Origin of the sequence: Iodobacter sp. BJB302 (assembly GCF_002735645.1) — a bacterium.
Taxonomy (GTDB): Bacteria; Pseudomonadota; Gammaproteobacteria; order Burkholderiales; family Chitinibacteraceae; genus Iodobacter.
Genome location: NZ_PDZG01000025.1, coordinates 39,276 through 56,347, shown reverse-complemented (window position 1 = coordinate 56,347; position 17,072 = coordinate 39,276). Strand labels below are relative to the sequence as shown.

The window sequence follows — 17,072 nt, the reverse complement described above, 5'->3', positions numbered from 1 at the left end:
GATTACATCCATTACTATAACCACGACCGAATCAAACTGAAGTTAAAAGGGCTGAGTCCTGTGCAATACAGAACCCAGCCCTTGAGCGCCTAGCTTTTATACTGTCCAACTAATTGGGGTCAGTTCAGCAATTCGGCTTTTTTATTGAAAGTTTATTTTTGATTTACGGATCACTATGTCTCTGTGATGGAAAATTTGTGTCCTTCGTGGTTCAAGCTTTTGGGGGGACTGCGCTTCATCCCTTATTCAAACAACACCAAACACCGCTCCTCATGCTTAGGATGCGGGATGACGGTGGATGCGATGCCGTAGGCGGTGCTGAGCAGGCTGGGGGTGAGAACTTCTTTGGGTGTACCGCAGGCGACGGTGCTGCCGTTTTTCAGCAGCAGCAAATGGTTGCACCAGCGGGCGGCGAGGTTTACGTCGTGCAGAACGACGGCCACGGCGATATTTTCGCTCTGCGCCAGGCGGCTGACTACGGCGAGTAAATCGTGCTGATGGCGCGGGTCCAGGCTGGCGGTGGGCTCATCCAGCAGCAAATATCGTGGCTGGCCTGGATTTGCGAGGATTTGCAGCAGCACACGGGCAAACTGCACCCGCTGTTGCTCGCCACCGGATAGCTGGTAGTAACGGCGCCGGGCCAGATGGCTGATATCGGCAAGCTGCAAAACCTTTAAGCTTAAGTTGCACACAGTGTGGGGTGACAGCTCCGCAAAAGGATATGCCCCCATGGCGATGACTTCTTCGACTCCAAGATCGAAAGTCAGATTCGGGTTTTGCGGCAGCACAGCACGCTGACGAGCGAGCTTTGCCGCTGGCATATCCGCGATATTTACCCCTTTTAAGCAGATTTCACCCTGATCGGCCTTGATCTCGCCGGACAGCAGCGACAGCAGTGTGGACTTACCTGCACCATTGGCACCCAGAATGGCCGTGACTTCACCTGCTTGCAGCGTCAGAGAAACATCATTCAAAATCAGCTGTTTGCCACGTTTAAAGTAAAGATTCTGAGTATTCAATAAGCTGGGCATTCGTTTTTCCACAAGGGTAAGAGGGCATTCGCATCAGAAGCCGCTTCTGCTGATATCGATTGCTTTAAAAGGGGTGATGACACAGTAGCGCTAAAGCAGATGTTTGCTAAAAACACAAAAGGCACAAAAACACAGGCCATTTCTCCTGTTACGCTCTGTGCCCTCTGTGGTTTTAGTTTGATTTTTATAAGCAATGGCTCGCACGGTTTATTTCCGCGAAATCAGCAGCCAAAGAAAGAACGGCCCTCCGATCAGGCTGGTGACGATGCCAATTGGCAGCTCGGCGGGTTGTGCCACAAGGCGGGCCAGGCAGTCGGCGGCGACAAGGGCTATGGCACCAGCCAGCATCGATGCAGGTAATAAACGTCGATGATCAGCACCCAGTACCATTCTGACTAAATGCGGTACTACCAGCCCTACAAAGCCAATCCCGCCGGTTGCTGCCACCAGCGGGCCAATTAGTAGCGCTGTGAGCAAGACTAATTTGCGGCGGATGGCCTTCATGGGAAAGCCTAAATGCTGCGCTTCGCGCTCACCTAAGAGCAGTGCATTCATGGCGCGCCAGTGGCGCAGAATCAGGGCCGAAATCACCAGCAGGGCAGGGCTCAGCACGCTAAGCAAAGACCATGTGCCACCTGCCAGGCTGCCCATACTCCAGAAGGTCAGGCTGCGCAGCTGATTATCATCTGCCATATAAGTCATCAACCCGATCAGGCTGAAGCAGATGGCATTGATGGCAATCCCCGCCAGCAGCAGCCCGGCAATGCCCTGATAATGTTTGCCCAAGTGATAAGCCAGCGCTGTGGCAATCAGGCTGCCAAGAAAGGCCGCCGGGGCTAGCACCATCAAGCTGCCCCCGCCAAACAAAATGGCCGTAACTGCACCTAAGGATGCGCCTGAGGTAATGCCCAACAGGCCAGGCTCGGCCAGCGGGTTTCTGAATAAAGCCTGCATGGCTGCGCCAGTGAGCGCTAATACCGCCCCGGCCAGAGCACCAAATACAACGCGCGGCAGGCGCATATCCAGCAAAACGCTTTGCCAGAGCTGCTGCTCGCTGCCGATTTCAAATCTGGGGCTGAAGATGAGCTGCGGTAACTCGCTAAGCGGAATGGCGACAGCGCCACTGCTGGCTGAAATCATCATCAGCAAAATAAGCAAGCCGCCTAAGGCCCACAGCAGCCAGTTAGAAAACTGCGGCAAGGTGGTGCGGGGCTGGCTTATTGCGGTCATGATAAATCCTGATACAAGGGGAAAAAGATGAGTGCCTTCGGCACGTTTATTTTGGAGCGGTAGCCACCGCGGGGGCGTTCTTTTCTTGCTTCGCCAAGAAAAGAACCAAAAGAAGGCGACCCCACGAAGCACGAAACCCCTCACTGTGGACAATCGAGTCGGCGGCTGCGGGACTCACTCGCTTCGCTCGCTCAAACAGGATCAAAGAAACCCCGCCCCGCTTGTTCCTCGCTTCGGCATGCTTCAAGGGGAGGATTTAAGCCCCATGCAAACAGCGCGTTTATTGCACTCCCCGCTGTTTGCCTAGCATCTATGGGGCTCTCTTACCTGGACGCCTGCTTCAGCTGTTGCAACGCTTCTGGCAAACGGGGCCCAAAGCCGAGCAGCAGCAGGTCATCCATCACCACAATTTTCTTGTTTTTGGCCGCAGGGGTCTGTGCCAGCCCTGGCATGGCGAGTACTTTTTCCATGCCGCCCAAGTTTTGTACCGTCATACCGGACAGCACAATTACATCCGGCTGCAGCGCGGCGATGCTTTCCATGGACAGCGGTTTGTAGCCCTGTTGTTTGGCCAGTACATTGTTTAAACCGGCTAATTTCAAGATGGCGTCGGCCGTGGTGTCATTGCCAGCGCCTTCCGGGCTGCCGCTGCGGCTGATCAACAGCAGGGCGCGGGTATTGCTGGCCGGGGCAGGTGTCACATCACGTTTCAGCTTTGCCACGATACTCCTGCCTTTTTCTTCCTCATGCAAAGCGCTGGCGATGCCGGTGATGCGTTTTTCCAGCGCGGCCAAATTAGGCGCGCTTGGCAGCACAATCACAGGCACACCGGTGCGTTGCAGCCTTGCCAAGGCTTCCGGCGGGCCAGCCTGGTCAGAGGCCAGAATCAGATCAGGCTTTTGCGACAGCACGCCTTCCACCGAAAACGCGCGGTAGTAACCTACCTTGGGCAATTTATTGGCAGCAGGCGGGTAGACGCTGGATTGATCCACCGCTACCAGCCGCGCTTCAGCATCCAGCGCATATACGATTTCGGTGAGCGGCCCGCCTAAGGTCACGATTTTCTTTGGGGCTGCGGCCAGTGCAGGTTGAAGCAGCGTCAGTAAAACAGACGTGATAAGCCATTTTTTCATGGGATCAGCCTGCCAGCGGGGTGTTGCAAAGATCGCACATCAGCTTGCGCCATTCTGGCAACTCAGGCACGCCTGGTTTTCTTACGCCAAAGAATTGCACAATCAGCTCGCCGCCATCGGTGTAAACCTCTAGCGATGTCACCCAGCCGTCGCTGGTTGGCTTATTTACCACCCAGCACTCGCTAATGGCGGTGGTGTTGAGGTGCAGATTAAACATCGGGTCCAGAATATTGAACCAAGGGCCGGTGCGTAATAGTTTTTCAACCGGGCCAGAGTGGATTTGCACCATGCCACGATTGCTGACAAAGCACATAATCGGCAGTTTTTCTGCAGCAGCACGGTGCAGCATGATTTCGGTGGCATCAATTGCCACGCGCTGTGCTAAGTCATCACCGGCTGCTTTTAAAGCCGCAAGGCGCGTTACTTTATGCTTGCCCAGCATAGGGAAAAAGCCGTGGGTATCGGTCAGGCTAAGCCAGTGCTCGCGCAAGGCTGCGTTATCCTGGCAATCGCCACGGCTGGTGTCGATGGGGTAAGCCTCGATATGCATAGCCGGGATTTCAGCTGCGGCAAGCTGCCTGACACAGGCATCGTAGCCGGCAGCATCGCTTTTTTCAGTTAAGTACACTTTATGGATGGCTTCGCCTGCGCCATCAAAAAACTGCACGCTGCGGCGGCCGTTTTCATTCACGGCAAAAGCGTGTTTCCAGTAGCTAAAAAACATCCGCAGGTCGATATCTTTACCCAGCACCATGCCAACCGGGCCATTGGCGTGGATTTCTTCATAGCGGCCGTGGCGCTCATGCACACACCAGTCATTGCGGCTGAGCACCATCACTTCGCCAAAGTTTTGCAGCTGGATAAAAATCTCCTGCGGTGTGCCGGTGAGCGCTACCGCTTCTACGCCGCATTGCGCCGCAACCAGCTCGGCTTCGGATACTTGCAGGCGGGCCGCGCGATCACGGGCGCGCAGTTTAGGCTCGGCAGCGGCCAGTGCTTCGTAGTTGGCTTTTAGTACAGCGGTGCGTTCCTGGGTAGAGAGTGCGTGCATCGTGTGTCCTTATTGATCGGTTGAGATTGCTTTGGGTGGAGTGCACCTTATGTGCACTAACTAAAGTCAAAAAGATTTTTTAAGTGCCTTCGGCACGTTGATTTTGGTGCGGGCATCCCCGCGAAGTATGTGATTTCTGCTTCGCCAAGAAAGTAAGCAAAGAAGGCGACCCCACGAAACACGAAGGCCCCTGCTGCGGTCCAATCGAGTCGGCGGCGGGCGGGATTGGCTCGTTCCTCACTCCCTGGCCGAAACCCCGCCCCGCTTGTTCCTCGCTCCGGCGTGTTTCAAGGGGGGATTTAAGCCCCGTGCAACTAGCCGTGATGAAACTCCAGATTATTTAGGCTTCAAAAATACTTAAAACCCAATGGAAAATGTCTTAATTCAAAGCCTGTTTTTCTCCGTGAAACTCCGTGTTCTCTGTGGCCTCCGTGTTTTAAGGTTTGGGTTTTGTTACATCAAACTTTTAACCCTTAAAACCGCCAGTCTGCTGATACCCGTATATTGCGGCCGGGCTGGCTGTAGCGGTCCAGCGTGCTGCTGTTGGCGGCTAAAAAGCGCACATCGCTGTCTATCCAGTATTTTTGGTCTGCAATATTAAACACGCCGCCGGATAGTTTCAGATCCCTGACCGGGCTCCACCAGAGGGCTAAATCGACGGTGCCGTAGCCGGGGGTTTTGAAATAGCTATCCTTGGATACACGGGTTTTGGCGCTGGCTGCGGTGAGCAGCGCGTTGCCGCCCCATTGCTCCTTGCTGTATTCAAGGCCGAGCACTGCTTTTAATGGTGCAACGCTGTCGAGTGATTCGTCGGTGTCTTCATTGCGGCCAACCGTCCAGGCCATATTGCCCCATGTGCGCCAGTCTTTACTGATCTGCCAGTGGGCCCGGCTTTCTGCACCGTAGATACGTACACGGCTTTGGTTCTGGCTTTGGTAGGTGACATTGGTGCCAGGCACGCACAGCGGGTTGCCGGGGCAGGAAATGCTGACTTGTTCGATAAAATCTTTGTAGCGGTTATCAAAGGCCGTGAAGCTGCCGCCCACTGTGCTGTTGCCTAAGCGTGCGCCCAGCTCTGCACCACGGCTGGTTTCCGGTTTTAGATCAGGATTAGCAATGGCGGCATAGCCCATGGGCGATACATAGCTGCTGTTCAGCTCCATTGCGCTTGGGGCGCGAAAACCTTCGCTGTATTGGCCAAACAGAGTGATTTGTTCGGCGATTTTCCAGCTGGTTGCCAGCTTAGGCGATACCTTGGCGTCGTCCAGCGCAACGGCCTTGCCGCCCTGGCTGATAAATTCTGCATCAAGCTCAGGGCGCAGCTTAAAGGCGTCATAGCGCAGTGCCGGGGTCAGCGTAAAGCGGCCTTCATCCCAGCCCATCTCATTTTGGGCGTAAACACCCCACTGGGTGGTTTTGGTCTTGGGCACATCGCGCACAGGGGTGATGGTGCCGGTACGCAGTGCGGCTAAATCATTCTGCAGCCACTCGCCGCCAAGGGTCCAATGCTGGCTGATGGGGCCTGCGATGCGTTTTTCGACTAAGCCCGATATACCTACCATATCCTGATCATAAATAGATACGCGCTGCCAGCTGGCTACATTGCGCCGCTGTTGGGTGGAGGTTTGCTCATTATTCTGGGTTTGGTAATACAGCTTGGCCTGCGCCGCATCAATCAGGCCTTGCGCCGGGGCGGTGTAGCTGTAATCAAGCGATACGCGGCTGCGGGTCTGAATATCATTAGCCTGGCTGCCGGTAATTGATGGCGTCATGGGGGCGCCAATATCGGTGTAAACCGTGGTATCCACTTCGCTGCGATAGTTTTCTGCGGCCATGGCCAGCTTATGGCCGTTTTCAAAGTAGTGCTCTGCTTTTGCCAGCACGCTGCGCTTATTTGTGTCTTGCGGATTGGCCGTGGTGCGGCGGTAATCCTTGCTGTCAACTGTACCCTGGGTTTCAAACTCATGGCCCTTGCGCTGTGCCGCTTGCAGCAGCCAGAAAGTATCCTGATTAAATGCACCGGCCACGGCGGCTTGTACGCTCAGGCCCTGATCGCTGCTGTCGTAATCTGATTTAACCTGGCCCGCAAAATTGCCACGGCCACGCAGCATGTCGCTGGGGGACGTGGTGCGCAGGCCAACCACGCCGCCCAAAGCATCTGAGCCATACAGTGTAGATGAAGGGCCACGCGCTACTTCAATGGCGCTGAGCTGACTGAAATCAACCTGATCGCGCCCACTGTTCAGATAGGCCCCAAAAGAAAATGCATCCGGCAGGCGAATGCCATCTACCAGCATCAGCACCCGGTTGCCCTCTAAGCCCCGCACATTCACGCTGGATAAACCATAGCGGCCATTGCGGCTGATATTAATGCCTGGCTCTTCGCTGGCTAAATCGCGGTAATTCTTGATAAAGCTGCGATCCAATTCGGAGCGATCGGTGCTGCTGACCGATGGCGGCAATTCATCGAGTTTTTTATCGGTACGCGTTGCGGTGACCACCACAGGCTCAAGCTGAGCGGCGGGGGCAGAAGCATTGCTGGCTGCGAATGCGCTTTGCAAGGTGGCGGCTAAAAGAGAGAGCGCGATGGCGTGAGTGCGGCGTTGCATACTGATTCCTGATAAATGCCTGCGATTGAAATAATCACTGGCGGCGTAGACCATGGGCGCGAAGTGTTGCTGAAGGCTGCAGTTTGAAATTGCGATGCTTGCTGAAGAGGGCATGCAATAAGCGCATCTATCGTAACAATAGTCATTCTCATTATCAACGGAATTTTACCTAAAATGATTCTTAATAAAATACTTTCACTTTTTGTAAAAACTTGGAAGGGACTTTTAAAGAGGTAAGAAGGGTTTGGATCATAGCCAGGCAAATAGCTGATACCTGGTTTACCTTGCATGGCCTGTGGTCGGCTTATTTTATATTTTTCAAAAAGTTAAATAAATGATTGTGGCCGCCGGGTAAACGTTTTTAAATGTATCAGTGCGGTATCTAGGGCTTTGTTTTATGGCAGTCAGAATATTTAAATGGTCTTAATCTTGATGTAAATCATCATATTGGCAAGTTGGGCTGGCCTTCTTTTTTTGTGCTAACGATAATCATTATCGATAAAACACAAGGCAAACCCATTGCAAACCCTTATTTCAGAACCCAATAACTCTCAAGCCATTGCCGCTGCCTTTACTCAGCGCCGGGCCTTAATGCCTTTCTGGGGGCAGCAAGCTCTGGATGCCGAAGCCTGGCCTCCAGCCTGGCAAGAGATAAATCAAACCCCTTTGCCTGCGAATTCTTTGGCCTATGTGCATATCCCTTTTTGCGCAAATCGCTGCGTATTTTGTGGCTTTTATAAAAACGCATGGAAAGAAGAGCACGGCACGCCCTATGTAGATAGGGTGATTGCAGATTTGCAGCATGTCGCGGCCAGCCGGGTGGCTGGTGGCTCGATTGCCGCCGTGTATTTAGGCGGCGGCACACCCACAGCGTTATCCGGCACGGATCTGGCGCGCTTGCTGCGTGCCTTGCAGCAGTATTTACCGCTGACTGATGATTGCGAAATCACCGTAGAAGGGCGGATATCACATTTTGATCGCGCCAAAATCGACGCTTGCCTTGAGGCAGGGGCGAATCGTTTTTCGATAGGCGTGCAAACTTTTCATACCCCGCTGCGCCGCCGTTTAGGCCGCAAGCACGGTGGTGAAGAGGCGGCCGCCTATCTGGCTACACTGGCTGCCGGGCAAGAAGCCGTGGTGGTGGCCGATCTGATGTTTGGCCTGCCGGGGCAGGATGAAGCCATCTGGGCGAATGATCTGGATGTAGCACTGGTCCTGGGTTTGGATGGCATCGATGTCTACGCCTTTAATCTGTTTCCCGGCCTGCCCATCCAGCGCATGCTGGAAAAAGGCGTGTTTCCGCCTGTGAGTGGTCTGCCCACACAGCTGGGGTTTTACCAAATGGCGCTGGATCGTTTTGCCGCAGCGGGCTGGCAGCAGCTATCGAACAGCCATTTTGGCTCTGCCCAGGGCAGGGAGCGTAATCGCTATAACCTGGCGATTAAATCGGGCCATAGCTGCCTCGCTTTTGGCTCTGGCGCGGGCGGCAGCCATGCGGGCTATGCCTATTCAATTGAATCAGACTTAGAGCGCTATCTGGATGCACCATCGCCCGCAATCGCCCGTGTCTCCCGCTCAGACCCAAGCCAGCACTGGGTTGCGGCTTTGCAAGGTGGCATCGAAATAGGCCAGATCGACGCATCACTTTTACCCGCCGCCTGCCTGCCCCTGCTGCAAAGCTGGCAGCAGCAGGGCTTGATTACACCGCTGCAAAATTCGCTGTGGAGCATCGCCCCACTGGCCCGCTTCTGGGGGCCAAGCATGGCTCGGGCTTTGGTGGATGCGGCTTGATGAGTTATTGCTATGGCAGTAGTCGTTTTTTAGTGCCTTCGGCACGGTGGTTTTGGTGCGGGAATCCCCCGCTGGGGACTCACTTTCTTGAACGGCCAAGAAAGTAAGCAAAGAAGGCCGCCCCGGCCAGCACGAAACCCCTCACTGCGGACAATCGAGGCGGCGGCTGCGGGACTCGCTTCGCTCAAACATCCTCGCCGAAACCCCGCCCCGCTTGTTCCTCGCTTCGGCGTGCTTCAAGGGGACTTTAAAAAGCCCCCTGCCAAGAGCAGGGATAGATACCCAGATTATTGGAGTTGAAAATACTCAAAAGCTTATTGGGAACACTTCATTTATGCGCTGTTTTTCTCCGTGAAACTCTGTGTTCTCTGTGGCCTCTGTGTTTCAAGATTTGGGTTTTTTGGCATAACAATTTGTTAACTATTTTGGAAAAAAACATGAACAACACCCAATCCTTACGTGAACGTCTTAGCAAAAATCCTGGTGTGGTGCTGGAAGGCTTAGCCGCCGCCTCCGCTCTGCCTGTGAATGAGGTGATTGAATGCCTGCCCGCTGCAATGTGGCAGCGCCTTGCCGGTGACAAAATGGCTGAGTTATTGCTGGAAATGGCCAACTGGGGCGATGTGACGGTGATTATGCACAGCAGCGATGTGATTATGGAATTCACAGGCCCGATTCCTGCGGGGGAGTTCAGTCACGGTTTTTTTAATTTGCCGGGGCCAACAGGCTTGCACGGGCATTTAAGGGTAGGTAATTGCGGTGCGATTTATGCGATTGAGCGCCCCTTTATGGGCCGCGATACGGCGTCTGTGGTGTTTACCAATCACGAGGGCGGTGTGATGTTTAAGGTGTTTTTAGGCAGAGGTAGCAGTGGTGAAATCTCCGCCAGCCAGCTTGAAGCACTGTATCGATTCTTTGCAAAGGACGAAGTTGTTGCTGGCTAAAAAGTAGGATGAGCATTATTTGGGCTACAAGGTATCAAGGGAATGCTGTAATGTTTAAATGATGATGATTGTTATTTACAATTTTGAAAGGCCATTCAAGTGATACACGATGTATTGATTTTTGGCGCCAGCCGCGGGCTGGGGCTGTGCCTTGCTAGGGGCAGCGTGCTGCGCGGTGAAAAGGTGGCCGCCATGGTGAGGGCCGAGAGTGATACTGCGGCTTTAAACGAGTTGGGTATTACCCTGATTACGGGGGATGCTTTCAGCCTGGATGACTGCATCGCCGCCATCAGGCAGGCTGGCGCAGAGCGGGTGATCAGTGTTTTGGGCGGTAAAAATGCCGCAGGCCAGCGGATTGATGCCCTAGGCAATTTAAATGTGATCGAAGCCATCGAAGTGGCGGCACCCCAAATACGGTTTTTACTTGGCACGTCTTTAGGCTGCGGTGATCAATGGGATTCTTTGGCAGAAGGGGCTCAGCGTATGTTGGGCGAGGCGATTAAAGCTAAAAATCAGGCCGAACAGCGCTTAGAGCAAAGCGCTTTAGCCTGGATGATTGCAAGGCCGGCAGGCCTGAGCCATCAGCCCGCCACCGGCCAGTATCGGGTACTGGCAGGGCGTGATGATGCGGGCAATTATCTGCCCAGAGCTGATGTTGCCAGTGCAATGCTGGAAATTTTTGCTGAGGATGAGCGCCTTCATAAAGCGTGGACCATTCTGGGGCCGGCAGATCCTGTTTGATTCTACTTAACACTTGTAGGCTGGGCACAGCCCAGCTGCCGCTCATTTATAAGCATGAATCTTAGGGCGGGTGTAACCCTATGTGTGCTAAGCAAAATAAAAAAGACCATTTTAGTGCCTTCGGCACGTTGATTTTGGAGCGGTTGGCCACTGCGGGGGCTTTCCTTTCTTGAACGGCCAAGAAACGAAGTCAAGCCACAAACTCAAAAACACGAGGGCCCCTTCGCTGCGGACAGTCGGCGGCAGGCGGGATTGGCTCGCTGCCTCGCTCCCAAGCGATCCCCCACCCCGCTTGTTCCTCGCTCCGGCGTGTTTCAAGAGGACTTTAAAGCCCTATGCAGAGAGCGTGGTTATGGTTTTTTCGTTGTTTGCTAATGTAAAAGCAAAATGGTTTGCGCCTATGGGGTGTAGTCCGTCGTTTTCCCTGTTACGTCATGCCCAAACTAGGCGGGTTTCACCCGCCCTAAGAGATTCACAGATTTATCACCACCATTCATTTGCTAAGGCACACATGTATAAAAAAATCCTCCCCGCCCTCTGTGCGGCGCTTGTTTTAAGCGCATGTGCCAATAGCCCGGCCAGTGCGCCTTTTGCCGGGAAATCTTATGTGCTGATGGGCGAAGTGCACGATAACGCTCTGGGGCATCAGGCTCGTTTTCAGGCTTTAGAAAAAGCCGTGCAAGCAGGCTGGCGCCCGGCGATTGCCATGGAGCAGTTTGATGTGGAGCGCCAGGCAGATTTGGATCAAGCGCGTTTGGAGCAGCCGGATAATCCTGATTATTTAATTCAAAAAATCGGCGGCAAGCGCTGGGATTGGCCGCTTTACAGGCCCGTAATCGAGCTGGCCATGCGCTACGATTTACCGATTATTGCGGCTAATTTATCGCGCCAGGATGCAGGCAAAGTGGTGAAGTCCGGCCTTTCTTCGCTGCCCGATGCCAAAGAGCTGGGGCTGACTCAGCTACCTGCGGGTTTACTGGCTGCTCAGCGTGAAGAAGTACGCGTGGGGCATTGCAATAAGCTGCCGGAAAACTTACTCGATGGCATGGCGCTGGCACAAATCGCCCGCGATGCGATGATGGCTAAAGTCATGAAGCCTTACCAGTCGCGGGGTGTGGTGCTGCTGGCGGGTAATGGCCATGTGCGCCGCGATATGGGCGTGCCGGTCTGGCTGCCTGGCACGCTGTCTGTGGGCTTTGTTGAAGGCAGTAAGCAGGGGGCATTTGATCAGGAGCAATTGATTGCCCCGGCAAACAGGGCAGATCCTTGCGCAAGTTTTTAAGCATGCTGAACTGCCGCCCGGTTTGAAACTGGCTCAGGCGGTCTATATCTTTTTTTCAATTAATCATTGCAGCAGTGGATTTAAATGATAAATAGATTTTGTGGCTGATTGTATTAATCCCTAAGCAAATGTTAAAAAAAATCGTACTGAAGCCTTAACTTCATTACGATTTTTTTATGCTTGTAACAATAAGAGTCATGTTGTAGAAGCAAAAATTTAGATCTAGGATTTAGAGTGGGATAAGAATGCAGGGTAATGCAATGGCTATGCATAAGCTGTTGATTTGCAGCGGCGATGGCATATCACTTGTTGTTTCTGCATAGGGTTTGTAGTCATATACATTAGAATTTAGTAATATTTGGCGCTAAAACGGTATTTTCCAATTTAAATCGGTTTATAGCTATGAACAAGCCGCAAAAAATATCGGCTTAAATTGAAATAAACACTTGTTTTTTTCTAAGCCATCTAAAACAAATTGAATGATCAGCTGCACCTTAGTGCATGATCTTAAGATGGCATGAAGGCCTCGTTCTTGCTGGGCGCAGCGCATGGCAGATGATGTTTTGCTGCGCAGTGAAATTCTTAAAAAGTTGAGGCATGCTTTGGGACTAGAAAATTTGAAACTGCGCGGAAGGGTGTCACTCCAGTTTGCCGTTACTGCTACTTTTATCATTATGCTGGCATTAACGCTAGGTTCGATTATTAGTTTGCAAATGCGCAATCAATCCAAAATGCTTAAAAATTTAAGCAGTAAAGTGATTTCGGCTGAAGTAGCGGCTGTGCGCAGCGATTTAAATGTTTTTTTGCGTGCCCCGGCGCTGGCAAACCGAATGGTGGCTGTGCTGATGAGAGAGCAGTATTCGCCTTTAGATAAGGATTTATCACAGTTTGAAGTGCCGTTTGCCCATATTCTGGGTGAGATTTTCCCCGATCAGAAACAACTGAGTCTGATTTCATTTGGCTCTGTGCATGGTGAATATATTGCAATCAGCCGGGAAATTTTAACCAATCAATTTTCTCTTCTGCTTAAAGACCGCAGAACGAATGGTTATTTAAACTTTTATAAAGGTTTGCAATCGTCTGATCCCATTTTAAATCAATTTGAAAATTATGATCCAAGGCCAAGGCCATGGTATGCCCCTGTTGGAAAAAGTAAAAAACCATCCTGGACAGCGGCTTATCAGGATTACGATGCAGTACAGGGGATTACCGTTTCTTTCAGTAGCCCGCTATATGATGGGGCGGCTAATTTTATTGGTGTTGTGGCCAGCGATATTAAGCTGGATAATTTTGATGGCTATCTGCGCGCCAGCCCTAATCTGGGCCACGGTGCAATTTATATTGTTGGGGAAAATAACGAGCTTATTTCGCACTCTACCCATGAAGACCCTTTGCCCCGCATGCCCTTATTAAAATTGCCAAATCAGGAAAGTGCCAAGCTGCTTAAACCTAAAGACAGCTCAAATCTGATGGTAAAAAACAGTGCGCCGCTTTTATTAAAAAAAGATGTGAAAGATTTTGAATTTAATCTCAATGGTGAAAAAATATATGGCCGTGTTTCTCCGGTAGTGGATGGTAATGGTTTAAATTGGCGTATTGTTGTTTTAATCCCGGAGCGTGATTTATTAGGCACGCTTAAGAAAGATATGCTGATTACCTTTATTATTGTATTAAGTATTGGTTTTTTTGCTGCTCTGGTGGCATGGAAAACCATTGCCAGTATTACAAAACCTATTTTGCTTGCCGCACAAACCGCCCGGCTTTTGGCAAAACAAGAGTGGCAGCCTACGATTGCTGGCGGGCTGCAGCTTAAAGAAACCAAATTATTGGCCAATGCATTTGATGAAATGTCGAATGCTTTGTCCTGCTCTTTTGATCAGCTTAATTACCGTATCCGCCATGATCATATTACCGGGCTGCTGAGCAGGGAAGGCTTGCTTGAGGAAATGCTGGAGCTGGTTAAAAAAACGCCAGATATGAAATGGGATGCTTTGTTTTTGATTGGTCTGGATAATTACCGCAGTATTCACGATAGTATTGGTTATGAGCAGGGCGAAGAATTGCTCTGTGCTATTGTCAATAATCTGAAACCGCATTTGCCGGAAAAAGCATTGTTTGCCCGTGTGGCAGAAACAGAATTTGTGGTGTGCCTGCCCATCGATTTTCATCAAACCAGCCTTGATCATTTAATTAACAGTTTCCAGGGTAGTTTTTCGCAGTCTTTTAATTTGCAATATGATGAGGTTTTGATTACAGCCAGTTTGGGTGTGGTCTGCGCCCCTTTTAATCATGACGATTTGATTGAAAATATGCGCAATGCCAGTATGGCATTGAGTAAGGCTAAAGAAAAAGGCCCGATTTCTTATGAAGTATTTCAGGGAAGCATGGCTGAGCAATCAGCTAAAAAAATACATTTAATTGCTGAATTAAATGCAGCCATAGAAAAAAATGAATTCAGAATATATTTTCAGCCGGTTGTCAGTTTAAATGACAGCCAGGTGATTGGGGCAGAGGCTTTGGTGCGCTGGCAAAGCGGCCAGCGTGGCTTAGTTGCGCCGGGTGTGTTTATTCCCTTAGCTGAAGAATCTGGTTTGATTTTACAAATTGGTAATTGGGTGTTGCGTGAATCATGCCGCCAGATTGCCGGGCGTTTAAAAAATGGCCGGGCCAGCGATTTTGATGTGCATGTCAATGTTTCTGTGCGGCAGCTGATTCAGTCTGATTTTTATCAGAATCTGGAAAATATTCTGCTTGAGTATAATCTGCCTCCCCATAATTTAACGCTGGAAATTACTGAATCTATTTTGATTGAAGACAGTAATGTGATTGCCACTTTGATTGGGCGGATCAGAAATCTGGGGGTATCTATTGCGATTGATGATTTTGGTACGGGCTATTCATCGATGTCTTATCTGCATCAGTTTGCCTTTGATTGCCTGAAAATTGATCAGTCTTTTGTAAGCCGCTTTTTGGATAATCATAAGAGCGAAGCCATTATTTCCGCGATTATCCGCCTTGCCGCAGGGTTTGATGTGCCTCTGGTGGCTGAAGGGGTAGAAACCGCCGAGCAAGCCCAAAGATTATACGAGCTGGGCTGCCAGCGCGCGCAGGGCTACCACTTTGGCCGCCCAGCGCCTTTGGAAGAATGGCCGCAAGCGTGGTGTGGCACGGGTAAAGCCGGGCCGCTTGCCTGAACGCTGGCTTAATTGACCGGCTGATGCCTGGGCAGATTATTCATTTGCTGCAACGAAACATCGTCATTCCCGCATGCCTTTGGCGGGAATCAGGCGGCGCGGCTGGATTCCCGATAAAACGCCAGGGGAGGATGGTTTACTCTTGATCGGTCGCAAGGGATTTGTTTTGAGCTATATTTGGTGATTATTTTCTAACAGGGCATATTGCAATTTGTTTCATCAGAAATTTTGATGTGCTGACCCTCATGCAATCTCTCTAGCTCTTAGTCATTCTATTGCGAACCCAGACCCCCTCTTCGCCGACATAATAGGTGTGGCAATCTTCTACTTCCAAATTGTAAACACGAGATTTAAACGCGCGATCCCCTTCATCATAAATAATGGACAGCATTGCTTTATGATCAAAAATCGTACAATCAAAATCTCCAGGGTAGGAATAGGGTACGGCGGCATCGCGCTCGCGACGTAACGGATATGCCCAGAGGTCGCAGCTAGTGCGAAAATCGACTATATGTGCTTCACTTTCGTTGTCTGGAATGCCCAGAATATCAGTTCGCACCCAGCCCATACCTGCCACCGGTGTGCGCCAAACCGGCCACACTTGCTGCACAATGGCAATGCCCCCATCTACCAACTGCAATTGCTGATCTGCGCTCAACTCATCCGCCGCAGTCCATCCTTCACCATCGACCCAGAATGGGGGGTTAGCCGTGGTATACAAATGGTGAAGCGGTTTATCACGTTTCAAATGGGCTTCGGATGCTAGCGTATATTTAACAACCCAGATCTCTTTGTCGTCGTAAGTGAAGGTATTGACGACCTGTTTGCAGACCCGCTCACCGCCACCTTCCGGCTGCGATAACACGCGATCACCGATCCGGATTTTTTCAATGGGTTTCAGCCCCTGATCGGTATGAACCAGTGTCCCGGCAATAAAGCAGCCGCCCACTTGCTTTGGCAAATGCTTGCCTTTTTTATCCAAATTAAATAGTTCGCAACTACCGGCAAGCAGCTTCTGATATTCAATTTCTTTGTGCATGGCATCTGTATCACTATGAATGGCAAAGATCGCTGGCGCGTCGTCCTTCACCAGCTCGCGCAGGTTTAAGCGCGGGGTTTGAATGACAGGGAAGAGGGGCTGAGTATGATCAGGCAACAAGTAAGCCCGCCGCATTTAATCTTTGTGCAATCGAATCCAGATCGCCCTCATATTCCCAATACATCACCCGGCCATGCGATGAGTTGACTAGAAGATATTTTCCGGTAACGGATTGAATTCGCTCAATCGCGATCAGTTTTTCTAAGAAAGGCTCGTCATGGAATTCTTCGACGATTTCTTGATTCTCGGCGGTATAGCCGTGAACCAGCATGGCGGTGCGAACTCTTAGGGCGATGTATTTCATGGGGTGTCCTTGGCTATGGGTTTGTTGCTCATTTTCAGGGCAATTTGCGCGACACGCTTACCTAAATAATGCGCAGTCATTAAATCAATGGCATTCACTTGTCCATCATTGCTTTGTGCTGCGACCCCTAGCTGAGTGCCCAGCCGGTTACGCCCTTGCTCATCATGGCCACCCGCAATATCCAGGCCGCACCAGAGCATGCCGTGCTGGGCGGCGAACACGCTAAAAGAGAGCAGGGTGCTTGATTGATCGCCGTTGGCCAGCGTGCCTATGGTGAAACCAGCGGCGATTTTATTTGCCCAAGCGCGCTGGCTCCAGCGCTCCCCCGATGCATCGGCAAACGCTTTAAATTGCGCCGAAGGCCCGCCCATATAAGTGGGGCTGCCAAAGATAATGGCGTCAGCCTGATCGAGTTGCGCCCAGATTTCTTCATTTTTAAAGCGCCCGGCAATGATTTCTGCACCGCTGATGCGGTAAACTGACGGCGTTGCCAGCTCCTGAGCACCGGCAAAAATGGCATCAGCCAATTGTGCCGTCGTGCCGCTTGCTGAGTGGTAAATGATGACGATGGATGGCATGGGTTTTAGTCTCAGATGTGCTGGTCCTTAGTCCAACCCTATCAAATTAAGCGAAATGTTTTTCGTAGGGGGGAGCAAACTCGTA

General features: G+C 51.3%; 15 protein-coding genes. 6 read left to right on the top strand and 9 right to left on the bottom strand.

The genetic code is table 11. The annotated features are described in order from the left end of the window. A partial coding sequence (locus CSQ88_RS10085) for an IS3 family transposase (RefSeq protein WP_143449410.1) occupies nucleotides 1-93 on the top strand: 93 nt, incomplete at its 5' end. Nucleotides 94-242: 149 nt separating this feature from the next. Here CSQ88_RS10085 and CSQ88_RS10080 read toward each other — a convergent pair. The 6 genes from CSQ88_RS10080 to CSQ88_RS22960 all read right to left on the bottom strand — a co-directional run bounded on the left by CSQ88_RS10080 (nucleotide 243) and on the right by CSQ88_RS22960 (nucleotide 7,344). Beyond that, the gene (locus CSQ88_RS10080) at nucleotides 243-1,031 is read right to left on the bottom strand and encodes a heme ABC transporter ATP-binding protein (protein ID WP_099397976.1); all 789 of its coding nucleotides are present in this window, start codon (nucleotides 1,029-1,031) and stop codon (nucleotides 243-245) included. A 207-nt stretch (nucleotides 1,032-1,238) separates the two neighbouring features. Continuing rightward, entirely contained in the window at nucleotides 1,239-2,261 is a 1,023-nt protein-coding gene (locus CSQ88_RS10075; RefSeq protein ID WP_099397975.1) for an iron ABC transporter permease, read from the bottom strand. A 323-nt stretch (nucleotides 2,262-2,584) separates the two neighbouring features. After that, on the bottom strand, nucleotides 2,585-3,394 hold the full coding sequence (locus tag CSQ88_RS10065) for a hemin ABC transporter substrate-binding protein (protein ID WP_099397973.1): 810 nt from the start codon (nucleotides 3,392-3,394) through the stop codon (nucleotides 2,585-2,587). A gap of 4 nt (nucleotides 3,395-3,398) precedes the next feature. Further along, nucleotides 3,399-4,445 (bottom strand): hemin-degrading factor, encoded by a 1,047-nt coding sequence (locus tag CSQ88_RS10060; RefSeq protein WP_099397972.1) that lies wholly within the window; start codon nucleotides 4,443-4,445, stop codon nucleotides 3,399-3,401. Nucleotides 4,446-4,918: 473 nt separating this feature from the next. Further along, entirely contained in the window at nucleotides 4,919-7,054 is a 2,136-nt protein-coding gene (locus CSQ88_RS10055) for a TonB-dependent hemoglobin/transferrin/lactoferrin family receptor (RefSeq protein ID WP_180273623.1), read from the bottom strand. After that, the gene (locus tag CSQ88_RS22960) at nucleotides 7,015-7,344 is read right to left on the bottom strand and encodes a hypothetical protein (RefSeq protein WP_180273622.1); all 330 of its coding nucleotides are present in this window, start codon (nucleotides 7,342-7,344) and stop codon (nucleotides 7,015-7,017) included. Before CSQ88_RS22960 ends, CSQ88_RS10055 begins: the two co-directional genes overlap by 40 nt. 229 nt (nucleotides 7,345-7,573) lie before the next feature. Here CSQ88_RS22960 and hutW point away from each other — a divergent pair, with 229 nt between their 5' ends. From hutW to CSQ88_RS10030, 5 genes are all read left to right on the top strand, one after another. Beyond that, nucleotides 7,574-8,845, top strand: a complete 1,272-nt coding sequence (gene hutW / locus CSQ88_RS10050) for a heme anaerobic degradation radical SAM methyltransferase ChuW/HutW (protein WP_180273621.1) — start codon at nucleotides 7,574-7,576, stop codon at nucleotides 8,843-8,845. Between the two features lie 437 nt (nucleotides 8,846-9,282). After that, entirely contained in the window at nucleotides 9,283-9,789 is a 507-nt protein-coding gene (gene hutX / locus CSQ88_RS10045; protein ID WP_099397969.1) for a heme utilization cystosolic carrier protein HutX, read from the top strand. Nucleotides 9,790-9,888: 99 nt separating this feature from the next. After that, complete coding sequence (locus CSQ88_RS10040; RefSeq protein ID WP_180273620.1) at nucleotides 9,889-10,530, top strand: NAD(P)-dependent oxidoreductase; 642 nt, start codon at nucleotides 9,889-9,891, stop codon at nucleotides 10,528-10,530. Between the two features lie 511 nt (nucleotides 10,531-11,041). Beyond that, the gene (locus CSQ88_RS10035; protein ID WP_099397967.1) at nucleotides 11,042-11,812 is read left to right on the top strand and encodes a ChaN family lipoprotein; all 771 of its coding nucleotides are present in this window, start codon (nucleotides 11,042-11,044) and stop codon (nucleotides 11,810-11,812) included. 548 nt (nucleotides 11,813-12,360) lie between these two features. Beyond that, nucleotides 12,361-15,006 (top strand): EAL domain-containing protein, encoded by a 2,646-nt coding sequence (locus CSQ88_RS10030; protein WP_099397966.1) that lies wholly within the window; start codon nucleotides 12,361-12,363, stop codon nucleotides 15,004-15,006. 256 nt (nucleotides 15,007-15,262) lie between these two features. Here the strand turns inward: CSQ88_RS10030 and CSQ88_RS10025 are convergent, their stop codons facing one another. Genes CSQ88_RS10025 through CSQ88_RS10015 form a run of 3 tightly spaced genes read right to left on the bottom strand, consistent with a single transcriptional unit; the run spans nucleotide 15,263 to nucleotide 16,987 of the window. Continuing rightward, the gene (locus CSQ88_RS10025; protein WP_180273619.1) at nucleotides 15,263-16,162 is read right to left on the bottom strand and encodes a polymorphic toxin-type HINT domain-containing protein; all 900 of its coding nucleotides are present in this window, start codon (nucleotides 16,160-16,162) and stop codon (nucleotides 15,263-15,265) included. After that, complete coding sequence (locus CSQ88_RS10020; protein WP_099397964.1) at nucleotides 16,155-16,409, bottom strand: hypothetical protein; 255 nt, start codon at nucleotides 16,407-16,409, stop codon at nucleotides 16,155-16,157. Before CSQ88_RS10020 ends, CSQ88_RS10025 begins: the two co-directional genes overlap by 8 nt. Then, complete coding sequence (locus tag CSQ88_RS10015) at nucleotides 16,406-16,987, bottom strand: flavodoxin family protein (protein ID WP_099397963.1); 582 nt, start codon at nucleotides 16,985-16,987, stop codon at nucleotides 16,406-16,408. Before CSQ88_RS10015 ends, CSQ88_RS10020 begins: the two co-directional genes overlap by 4 nt. Between the last annotated feature and the right edge of the window lie 85 nt (nucleotides 16,988-17,072).